This window comes from Vibrio sp. YT-18, from assembly GCF_033337345.1.
Lineage (GTDB): Bacteria > Pseudomonadota > Gammaproteobacteria > Enterobacterales > Vibrionaceae > Vibrio > Vibrio alginolyticus.
In genome coordinates this window covers 1-11,330 of sequence record NZ_JAWOQO010000016.1, presented here as the reverse complement: position 1 = coordinate 11,330, position 11,330 = coordinate 1, and the positions used below count along the sequence as shown (strand labels likewise).

The following is an 11,330-nucleotide window of genomic DNA, read 5'->3' as shown; positions in this document are numbered from 1 at the left end:
GTCCTTAGCTCAGCTGGATAGAGTACCTGGCTACGAACCAGGCGGTCGGAGGTTCGAATCCTCCAGGACGCGCCACTCATTGAAACAGCCTCGCAATTGCGAGGCTTTTTTGTATCTAGACATCTGAAATATGGCGTAGGATCACTAGAGCCTATGTTCCTCTTTTTTAAAAGCGAATATGTGCGTATCTAAGCAATTTGCTATCAAGCTTCTGTCGCATCGTGTGAAATCATCCTGATTATCCCTCCTATACACTGACTTCCATTTTTCATTTCAATCACTCTCATGTAGTCACTTTGTTTGTTATTTGTTTATTTATTGTTAATCTTGTTCATCTTTTTGTTTTTGTTGGTTTTTACTGCGTGAGTCCCGATTTGATTTTGAAATCTAAATCGCAGTTTTTATTTATGTCCTCCTTTACTCTGTTCGTAAGGTGATAGCGATTTGAAGTGATTATTTTGTCATGAACTGTGATCTGGGTAGTGAATAAATAATCATTTATCAGGATTACTACAAACCTTCCTTAAACAAAATTGACAAAATTTAACCAATCGAGATAATCCATGGGTCGGGATTTGACACTATTAAAGTCCTGCACGTTGTCAGGATGACAAAGAAAGGAAGCAACATGACTAATATAGGAAGCCTGCTAGTAGATGCGGCCACCCTGATGCTAACGGGGATGGCGGTCGTATTTATTTTCCTCACTATTCTTGTTTATCTCGTTCGGTTAATGTCGAAATTGGTACCAGAAGAAGTACCAGAGCCGATCGCAGCACCAAAAACAAACACTAATATTCAATCAACCTCTTCAGCTGTTAGTCCACAAGTAGTGGCGGCGATCTCGGCTGCGATTCATAAACATCGCGCCTCATTCGCGAAGTAGCCGAACTAGGATTAAAAAGGAGTTTAAGAGCATGTCTAAACCACTAGCTATTACTGATGTGGTCCTTCGTGATGCCCATCAATCACTATTTGCTACGCGTATGCGTATTGAGGATATGCTGCCTATCGCAGCTGAGTTGGATAAGGTTGGTTACTGGTCTCTAGAGACTTGGGGCGGTGCAACATTTGATTCTTGTATTCGATTCTTAGGAGAAGACCCTTGGGAGCGTTTACGTGAACTAAAAAAAGCGATGCCTAATACACCAATGCAAATGCTACTGCGTGGTCAAAACCTTTTAGGATACCGCCATTATGCCGACGACGTAGTAGAGAAGTTTGTTGAACGCGCGCATGCTAACGGCATGGATGTATTCCGTATTTTTGATGCAATGAATGACGTGCGAAACTTCCAGAAAGCCGTTAAAGCAACGGTTGATGTTGGTGCGCATGCTCAAGGTACGTTGTCTTACACTACGAGCCCAGTGCATAACGCAGACACTTGGGTTGACTTGGCAAAACGCCTAGAGGATTTAGGTTGTCACTCGCTGTGTATTAAAGATATGTCTGGCTTACTTAAGCCTTATGAAGCGGAAGAGCTTATCACGCGTATCAAAGCGTCTTGTGATGTGCCATTGGCACTTCATTGTCATGCAACAACGGGGCTGTCTACAGCAACAGCGGTAAAAGCAGTAGAAGCCGGTATTGATATTCTCGATACTGCGATTTCTTCAATGAGTTGTACTTACGGTCATACACCGACTGAAACGGTAGTCGCTATGCTAGAAGGCACCGAGCGAGATACCAATTTGAAACTCGAGCAACTGGAATCTATCGCCGCATATTTCCGTGAGGTACGTAAGAAGTATGCGAAGTGGGAAGGCCAGTTAAAAGGAGTCGATTCACGCATCCTGATTGCTCAAGTGCCTGGTGGTATGCTGACCAATATGGAAGGCCAGTTGAAAGAGCAGGGTGCTGCGGATCGCATTGATGAAGTATTAGAAGAGATCCCTCGTGTACGTGAAGATCTTGGTTTCATTCCATTGGTGACTCCAACTTCACAGATCGTCGGTACGCAAGCGGTGATTAACGTTCTTACTGGCGAGCGCTATAAGAGTATTACCAAGGAAACCGCTGGCCTATTGAAAGGTGAGTACGGTCAAGCGCCAGCCGAGTTAAATGCAGAACTGCAAGCGAAAGTGCTTGATGGTAAAGAGCCAATTACCTGTCGTCCTGCCGATTTACTTGAGCCTGAAATGGAGACGCTTACGGTTGATCTGATGGAGAAAGCGAAATCAGAAGGCATTAAGCTAGCAAGTGAGCGTGTTGATGACGTACTCACTTATGCACTTTTCCCTCAAGTTGGGCTTAAGTTCCTTAAGAATCGTGAAAACCCAGAAGCATTTGAGCCTGCACCAACGCTAGAAGCTGAGAAGCCTGCTGTACCTGTAGCTCAACCAGCAACTGGTGGTGTAGAAACTTATAGTGTACGTGTTGACGGGCAGGTGTATGAGGTGGAAGTTGGCCCTCAAGGTGAACTGACATCTGTTGCTCCTTCTAATGCACTGGCAAAATCGGCTACACCTAGCGCACCTTCTAATGCTTCAGCAGAAGCGGTACCTGCTCCTCTTGCAGGTAACATCTTCAAAGTGAATGTTCAGCCTGGTGCTGAGGTAGCTGAAGGCGATGTATTGCTCATCCTTGAAGCGATGAAAATGGAAACTGAAGTACGAGCGGCGCGTGGTGGTGTGGTTCAAGAGCTGAACGTTAAAGAAGGCGATGCTGTCACAGTAGGTGCGCCTCTGTTGAGCCTGGCGTAAGGGAGTATCATGGACGGATTGTTAACCCTTTGGGCAGAAACAGGGATCGCTAACTTCGAGTTCGGCCAAATCTGTATGATGCTGGTTGGTTGTACCTTGCTGTTTTTGGCAATTAAAAAAGGATTTGAACCTTTACTGTTATTGCCGATTGGTTTCGGTGCTATTTTGGCGAATATTCCAAATGCTGGCTTTACTGAGCCTGGTGGCTTGCTCTACTACGTTTACTACATTGGGATTGAATCGGGTGTGTTCCCGCTATTGATCTTCATGGGTGTGGGCGCGATGACTGACTTTGGTGCTTTGATCGCAAACCCAAAAACGTTGTGGTTAGGTGCGGCTGCGCAGTTTGGTATTTTTGCAACACTGTTTGGCGCTATTTTGCTCAACTATGTACCTGGCATGGAGTTCTCCATGGCAGATGCTTCGTCTATCGCGATCATCGGTGGTGCTGATGGGCCAACAGCGATTTTCTTAGCGAGTAAGCTCTCTCCAGATCTGCTAGGTGCGATTGCAGTCGCGGCATACAGCTATATGGCATTGGTGCCGATCATCCAGCCACCAATCATGAAAGCACTGACAACCAAGGAAGAGCGTCAAATCAAGATGGCTCAGCTTCGTCATGTTGGTAAATGGGAGAAAGTCATCTTCCCGCTTGCTGTATTACTGATGACGATTCTGTTCTTACCTTCAGCTACGCCATTGGTTGGTATGTTCTGTTTGGGTAACTTGATGCGTGAAGCTGGTGTGGTCGATCGTTTATCGAAAACTGCTCAAAATGAATTGATCAACATAGTGACTATCTTTTTAGGTCTTGGTGTTGGTTCTAAGCTGCAAGCTGAGCAGTTCTTGAACCTAGAAACGTTAGGTATCTTGGGGTTAGGCGCAGTTGCATTTAGTATCGGTACTGGTGCGGGCGTCCTGATGGCGAAACTGCTTAACAAGTTCTCGAAAGAAGACATCAACCCACTTATTGGTGCGGCTGGCGTTTCTGCGGTACCAATGGCCGCGCGAGTCGTAAACAAAGTTGGTTTACAAGCTAACCCGCAAAACTTTTTGTTAATGCATGCGATGGGACCAAACGTTGCTGGTGTGCTGGGTTCAGCCGTTGCGGCTGGTATATTGTTAGCACTTGTTGGTTAGACATTATTGAAAATGGAATGATCAACCAATTTACAAAATCACGATTAACTTAGGTTAACAAAATGGTTTATAGTCAAAGGGATGCTTTCGCATCCCTTTTTGTTTTCTTGCAGGGAATGGTTTATGGAACACAAACAGATCGTTATCACTGAGTTTGGTGATGCCAACGTACTCGCGATTCAACATGCTTCTACACCATCACCACAGCCTGGTGAAGTCTTAGTAAAAGTCGCTTTTTCAGGCGTAAATCCTATTGATGTCAAAACTCGAGCTGGGCTCGGTTGGGCAGCAGCGCAGAATAAGGATAATTTACCTTGGGTGCCAGGTTACGACATCTCAGGAAAAGTGATGTCTTGTGGAGAGGGGGCATCACGTTTTAATGAAGGTGATGAGGTGGCTGGATTTATTGGTTTCCCAGTTCGAGGCGGTGGTTACAGTCAATACATATGTGTTCCAGAAACTGAGTTAAGTCATGTTCCTAGCTCCGTAACTTTGGAGGCAGCTGCTGCATTACCGTTGGCGGGACAAACTGCGGCACAAGCTCTCAGTAAGGCTAATGTGACGGAAAACGATCGCGTACTTATCCTCGCTGGAGCCGGTGGTGTTGGACACCTCGCGGTACAAATTGCGATCGCGACGAAAGCGGAAGTCTTTACAACCTGCAGTGAACGAAATTTAGACTACCTTGCGACGCTCGGTGCTCATGCAGTGAACTATCAATTTGCACCAGTGTCAGAACGTGTTGAAGATGTTGATGTTTTGATTGATTTAGTAGGCGGAGATGCTGCGTTAGATGCGCTTAAATGCCTGAAAGATAATGCGAGAGTCATCACCGTTCCAACCATAACTGCTGAGCTGATTTGTGAAAAAGCCAAACTCCTAGGCTTTGAGGCTAGTGGCATGTTGGTGAACCAGACCCTGCGCAGTTAGATACCTTGTTGTACATGGTCGGCGTTGGCTTACTGAAGACTGAAATTCAACAGGTTTATCCTATGAGTGATGTCATTGGTGCTCACCAGCAGGTCGAATCAGGAAGAACCAGAGGCAAGGTGTTGCTTGATATGACATGCTAGAAGCATTTAACACGAGTTTTGAAAGTTTAGCGCTTTGGTTTTCAGATTCAGCATTATGGGTGCTTTTCATGACCGGTTTTCTCAGTGCCACGTTGTTGCCTGGTGGTTCTGAAGCGGGCTTAGTTGCCACTCTCTCATTAAATCAATACTCCGTTTCTTCAATTGTTATGGTCGCTACTATCGGTAATACGCTTGGTGGCTTAACAAATTATTGGCTTGGCTTGTGGATTCCCAACAAAGCACAAGAGGAAAAGCACGGTCATACCGCATTAAAGTGGCTCTCTAAGTATGGCTATTGGGGGTTATTTTTTAGCTGGTTACCTGTAATAGGAGACCCGCTGTGTTTAGCCGCAGGGTGGCTAAGAATGAAGTTTCTGCCTTGCGTGATTTTAATATTTTTAGGAAAGGCTGCTAGGTATAGCTTACTTGCGGCCATCTATCTCGGATTATTTTAAGGAAAGTACATGAAGATGTTTTGGGTTGGCGCGTGTTCACTGTTGGTGATCACGGGCTGTGCATCAAATACGCCAGTTTCATCACTGCCGAAAGGGGTAACTTTCGTTGAGTCATCGAAAGCTGAAGAAGGCAAAGTTAAGATTCCATACCAAAAGTATAAACTCGATAATGGTTTAACGGTGATCTTAGCTCCTGAAGATTCTGACCCATTGGTCCATGTGGATGTGACTTACCATGTTGGTTCAGCTCGTGAAGAAGTGGGTAAGTCTGGTTTTGCGCATTTCTTTGAGCACATGATGTTCCAAGGTTCAGAGAACGTTGGTGACCAAGAGCACTTCAAAATCATCACGGAGGCTGGCGGCACATTAAATGGTACTACAAACCGCGATCGTACTAACTACTTTGAAACTGTCCCTGCTAACCAGCTCGAGAAAATGCTGTGGTTAGAGTCTGACCGTATGGGCTTTTTGTTGGATGCGGTTTCTCAACGCAAATTTGAAATTCAGCGTTCGACTGTAAAAAATGAGCGAGCTCAGCGTTACGATAATCGTCCTTATGGCTTAATTTGGGAGCGCATGTCCGAAGCGCTATATCCTGAAGGTCATCCGTATTCGTGGCAAACCATTGGTTATGTTGAAGATCTTGATCGTGTTGATGTGAACGACCTCAAAGCGTTTTTCTTGCGTTGGTATGGCCCAAACAATGCGACTATCACGATCGGTGGTGACTTAGACGTTGAACAAACTCTAGAGTGGGTAAATAAGTACTTCGGTTCGATTCCTCGTGGTCCTGAGGTTGAAAATGCGCCGAAACAACCTGCAAAACTGCAAGAAGATAAATACATCACTCTAGAAGATCGTATTCAACAACCTATGGTGATGATCGCGTGGCCAACAACCTACAATGGCGAAGAAAGCCAAGCGTCTCTCGATACATTATCAGAAGTATTGGGTGGCGGTACCAACAGCGTGCTCTATCAAGACCTAGTGAAGACTCAAAAAGCGGTCGATGCTGGTTCATTCCATGATTGTGCTGAACTGGCGTGTAACTTTTACGTTTACGCAATGGGTGATTCTGGAGACAAAGGCGACCTATCAAAACTGTACGACGAGCTTTTACAATCACTAAATCAGTTTGCGGAAAAAGGCGTGACAGAGGATCGCCTTGAGCAGTTGAAGGGTAAAGCGGAAGCGGATGCTATTTTTGCGCTAGAAAGCGTTAAAGGTAAAGTGACTCAGTTGGCTTCCAACGAGACATTTTTCGGCGATCCTGATCGTCTTGAGCAACAGCTTGAGCAAATCCGTGCAGTTACGCCGACTTCGGTAGAAAAAGCGTATACGGACTTTATTCAAGGTAAGAACAAAGTGACCCTAAGCGTGGTCCCAAAAGGAAAAACAGACCTTGTCGTAAAACCTGCGACCTTTGTGACGCCAAAGCGTACGCTGCCAGAATATGAGAAGATTTCCGATGACCAATTGGCGTATCGTCGTGCGACCGATAACTTCGATCGCTCAGTGCAACCGCCAGTAGGAGAACCAGTGAAAGCGACGATGCCAGAGCTGTACGAGTTACATTTCAAGAATGGCTCAGAGCTGCTTGGTGCAGTTAGCGATGAAACGCCGACGGTGATGATGCAATTTAGTCTACCTGCCGGGACACGTTTTGTTGAAAAGGGTAAAGAAGGTCTTGCCCAATTGACCGCTGCGATGTTGCAAGAAGGCACAACGAAACGCAGTGTCGAAGAGATTCAAGCTGAGCTTGATAAACTGGGTAGTGTTATCTCTGTTAATGCCACAGGTTATACAACAAACATCAGTGTTTCTGCTCTAGAAAAGAACTTAGAGCCGACGTTAAAAATTGTCGAAGAGATGTTGCTGTCTCCTGCATTTAATCAAGATGATTTCGAGCGTGTAAAAATGCAAGCGCTAGAAGGCCTGGTATATGAGCACCAAAATCCAAGTTGGATGGCGTCACAAGCGAGTCGCCAGGTGCTCTATGGGGATTCGGTTTTTGCTCGACCAAAAGACGGCACGCAAGCAGGTGTCAGTGCATTAACGTTGGATGATGTCCGTGAATTCTACTCGAAGCATTACACGCCACAAAGTGCGCAAATCGTCGTTGTTGGTGACATCAATAAACAGGAAATTGAGCAGCAACTGACGTTCTGGAAAAACTGGCAAGATGAAGCTGCGCCATTGTATGCACCGCAAAGCATTGCTGCATTAGGTGAGCAAAAGATCCATCTTGTTGATAAACCAGGAGCGCCGCAAAGTGTGGTCATGATGGTTCGTCAAGGTATGCCTTACGACGCAACGGGCGATTTTTACCTAAGCCAACTGACAAACTTCAACTTAGCTGGGAACTTCAATAGCCGCATTAACCAAAATCTACGTGAAGACAAGGGTTACACATACGGTGCTTACGGCTATTTCTCTGGTAATCCAGAAACAGGCTCGGTGGTTTTCACCGCGCAAGTACGAGCGGATGCAACGGTTGCTTCGATCATTGAGATGGAAAATGAGCTAAATGAATACTCGCAGTCAGGTATTACTGATGAAGAGATGAAATTTATGCGTCAAGCGGTCGGTCAAAAAGATGCACTGAAATATGAAACGCCAACACAAAAAGCGGAGCTCATCAGTGATATTCTTAAGTACAACCTCGATCATGATTACTTGCAGCAAAGAAACGCTATCGTAGAAAAAGTTGATAAGCAGACGTTGAATGCGCTGGCTCAGAAATGGTTTGATCCAAATGACTATCAAATTATCGTCGTTGGTGATGCTAAATCGTTGCGTCCTCAATTAGAAAAGTTGGGGAAAGACGTAGAAGAGCTTGAAATCATTCGATAGAGTACACATTTAATAGCGGAGAAACGTTTCTCCGCTATTCATCTAGATAAGCAACTTTTCGTGGGTTATTTATCTAGATGCATTAACTATCAATAACTTAGCTTACACTTGTGTTATGTAACAAGTGTCCTGCTCCCAATATAAGCGAACCTCATTTTGACTGATTTTGCTGCGCGACTAAAAAAAGTTGCATCAAACCCCGAAGTATTTAAGCAGTTTGGACGCGGTGTTGAGCGAGAAACTTTGCGCTATCGTCAGGATGGACATCTAGCTACAACTCCTCATCCTGAAGGGTTAGGCTCTGCGTTCACAAATCAATGGATCACAACGGATTTTTCGGAATCATTGTTAGAGTTCATTACGCCTGTGTCACATGCAATTCCAGAACTGATGGCACAGCTGAAAGATATCCATCATTTCACTCAAACCAAAATGGGTGAAGAGAAAATGTGGCCACTATCAATGCCTTGCTACGTAGGCTCAGAGGATGATATTCAGTTAGCCCAGTATGGCTCTTCGAATGCAGCGAAAATGAAAACGCTGTACCGAGAAGGCCTAAAGCGTCGCTATGGCAGCCTGATGCAAATTATTTCAGGTGTCCATTTTAACTTCTCGTTTCCTGAAACATTTTGGGATGCGCTCTATGGCGAGCAAGATGAACAAGCCCGCCAAGATGCTAAGTCTGATGCGTACTTTGCGTTGATCCGTAATTACTACCGCTTTGGCTGGATGATTCCCTACTTCTTTGGTGCATCACCAGCGTTATGTGGCTCTTTTATTCAAGGTCGTGAAACCGATCTGCCATTCGAGAAGATTGGCGGGACATTATATTTGCCGAAGTCGACGTCTTTGCGTTTGAGCGATCTTGGCTATACCAATAGTGCTCAAAGTGTGCTGAAAATTGGTTTTAACAGCATTGACCAATACCTCGATGGTTTGAGTGATGCGATTCGCCACCCATCAGAAGAGTTTGCGAAAATTGGGGTAAAAGTGGATGGTGAATACCGCCAGCTTAATTCCAATATCTTACAAATTGAGAATGAACTGTACGCTCCGATTCGTCCAAAACGTGTATCGAAAAGTGGTGAGAAGCCTTCAGATGCGTTACGACGCGGTGGTGTCGAATACATTGAAGTTCGTTCTCTAGATGTTAACCCATTCAGCGCAGTGGGCTTAAATGAAGAGCAAGTACGATTCTTGGATCTCTTCCTTACCTGGGCGGCCTTGTCAGACTCAGACCCTATGGATAACTGTGAATTAGAGTGTTGGCGCGATAACTGGAATAAAGTCATTGTTTCTGGCCGTGAAAAAGGTCTAATGCTGCAAATTGGTTGTCAAGGTGAACGTCTATCTCTACAAGATTGGGCACACCGAGTTTTCGTCGAGTTACGTCAAATAGCACAGCAAATGGATATGACCGCTGGTGGCAGTGCATACCAAGATGTGTGTAATCAACTCGAGACATGGATTGATAACCCAGAACTAACGATCTCTGGTCAACTATTAGAGCTAACGAAAGAGCTGGGTGGGCTAGGTAAAGTTGGTTGTACTCTTGGTATGAAGTACCGTGATGAAAACCTAGCTCACGGTTATCAGTACTACTCACAAGATACGATGGAAACGGAAGTAGCGTCGTCCGTGGAAAAACAAAAGCAAGCAGAGCAGAGTGACACGCTTTCTTTTGATGATTTTTTGGAAGATTACTTTGCTTACCTGAAGCAGTAATGACTAACTAAGGATTGGTGCGGTTGAACATTAAGTCGTCAGTAGTAGCGGTACTTGGAAGCGTGTTACTTGCAGGTTGTGCTACGGCACCGCCAAAGCAGCAGAATAACTTATGCGAGATATTCCGAGAGAAATCCGGTTGGTACGATGATGCCAAAGATATGGAAGATGAATGGGGGACCCCTATTCATGTCGCTATGGCCATCATTAAACAAGAAAGCAGCTTTCGGCACGATGCAAAACCACCTAAAGATTATTTGCTAGGGTTTATTCCTTGGGGACGAGTCAGCAGTGCGTATGGTTACGCTCAAGCTCAAGACCCTGCTTGGGAAGACTTCCAAGATGCCACAGGTCAGGGTGGCTCTCGTACCAACTTCGATGATTCTATGATGTTTGTCGGTTGGTATACTCATGAAACACGGCGTCAGCTAGGGATTTCATTATGGGATCCCTATAACCAGTATCTGGCTTATCATGAAGGGCGAGGTGGGTATAAGCGAGGTACTTATAATCGAAAGCCTAGTTTAATCAAAGTCGCTCGACGTGTTGAACAAACAGCGAAAACTTATGGCTGGCAGCTGAAGCAATGTCGTCAGGAATTAGAAGACAACAGCAGCTGGTTCTTTTAGCCCACAGTCAGTTCATGTGCTGTAGGGATGAATGACATTTATCCATTACCGAAAGGTACTGGAGTTACAATCAGGAGAGATGTAATGCCTTTACTCGATAGTTTTACCGTGGACCACACTCGTATGAATGCACCCGCTGTACGAGTGGCGAAAACCATGCAGACCCCAAAAGGGGATACGATTACTGTTTTCGACTTACGCTTTACTGCGCCAAACAAAGACATTCTTTCTGAAAAAGGTATTCACACCCTAGAGCACCTTTATGCAGGCTTTATGCGTAATCACCTAAACGATGATTCTGTTGAGATCATCGATATTTCGCCTATGGGTTGCCGCACAGGTTTTTACATGAGCCTGATTGGCACACCATCAGAGCAGCAAGTCGCAGATGCTTGGATTGCAGCAATGGAAGATGTGCTGAAGGTAGAAAGTCAGAATAAGATCCCTGAACTTAACGAATACCAATGCGGCACGGCAGCAATGCACTCTTTAAAAGAAGCACAACAGATCGCAAAGAACATTTTGGATGCTGGTGTTTCGGTGAACAAAAATGATGAACTTGCTTTGCCTGAGTCGATGTTAAAAGAGTTGCGCATCGACTAGGTGCTCATTAAGAAGCATATTGCCCCAATAAGTAAAAAAGCCTGACATGAGTCAGGCTTTTCTTTTGGTTATTTTGTGCCGTCCTAAATAAGGTTGACACTTTCCACCCCCAAAATTGGAGAGTGTTATGAAATCAACAACTAAAAGAAC

General features: G+C 45.0%; 8 protein-coding genes and 1 pseudogene. All 9 read left to right on the top strand.

Annotated features, from left to right (window positions below; all coding sequences use genetic code 11):
- Window positions 1–628 precede the first annotated feature (628 nt).
- Window positions 629–886: an oxaloacetate decarboxylase subunit gamma gene (locus R7M72_RS18695; protein WP_005379932.1), complete on the top strand. Its 258-nt coding sequence runs from the start codon at window positions 629–631 to the stop codon at window positions 884–886.
- Between the two features lie 31 nt (window positions 887–917).
- Entirely contained in the window at window positions 918–2,702 is a 1,785-nt protein-coding gene (gene oadA / locus R7M72_RS18690) for a sodium-extruding oxaloacetate decarboxylase subunit alpha (protein WP_017635927.1), read from the top strand.
- A gap of 9 nt (window positions 2,703–2,711) precedes the next feature.
- Window positions 2,712–3,842, top strand: a complete 1,131-nt coding sequence (locus R7M72_RS18685) for a sodium ion-translocating decarboxylase subunit beta (RefSeq protein ID WP_005379935.1) — start codon at window positions 2,712–2,714, stop codon at window positions 3,840–3,842.
- A gap of 123 nt (window positions 3,843–3,965) precedes the next feature.
- Window positions 3,966–4,915: pseudogene (locus R7M72_RS18680) on the top strand (NADP-dependent oxidoreductase).
- Window positions 4,909–5,370 (top strand): YqaA family protein, encoded by a 462-nt coding sequence (locus tag R7M72_RS18675; protein WP_005379938.1) that lies wholly within the window; start codon window positions 4,909–4,911, stop codon window positions 5,368–5,370. Before R7M72_RS18680 ends, R7M72_RS18675 begins: the two are co-directional and overlap by 7 nt.
- Before the next feature lie 9 nt (window positions 5,371–5,379).
- The gene (locus tag R7M72_RS18670; RefSeq protein ID WP_017635925.1) at window positions 5,380–8,223 is read left to right on the top strand and encodes a M16 family metallopeptidase; all 2,844 of its coding nucleotides are present in this window, start codon (window positions 5,380–5,382) and stop codon (window positions 8,221–8,223) included.
- Between the two features lie 156 nt (window positions 8,224–8,379).
- A complete protein-coding gene (gene gshA / locus R7M72_RS18665; RefSeq protein WP_054576334.1) occupies window positions 8,380–9,948 on the top strand; it encodes a glutamate--cysteine ligase in 1,569 nt (522 codons plus the stop codon).
- A gap of 23 nt (window positions 9,949–9,971) precedes the next feature.
- Window positions 9,972–10,577 (top strand): hypothetical protein, encoded by a 606-nt coding sequence (locus tag R7M72_RS18660; protein WP_005379943.1) that lies wholly within the window; start codon window positions 9,972–9,974, stop codon window positions 10,575–10,577.
- 84 nt (window positions 10,578–10,661) lie between these two features.
- Window positions 10,662–11,180, top strand: a complete 519-nt coding sequence (gene luxS, locus R7M72_RS18655; protein WP_005379945.1) for an S-ribosylhomocysteine lyase — start codon at window positions 10,662–10,664, stop codon at window positions 11,178–11,180.
- The last annotated feature ends 150 nt before the right edge of the window (window positions 11,181–11,330 follow it).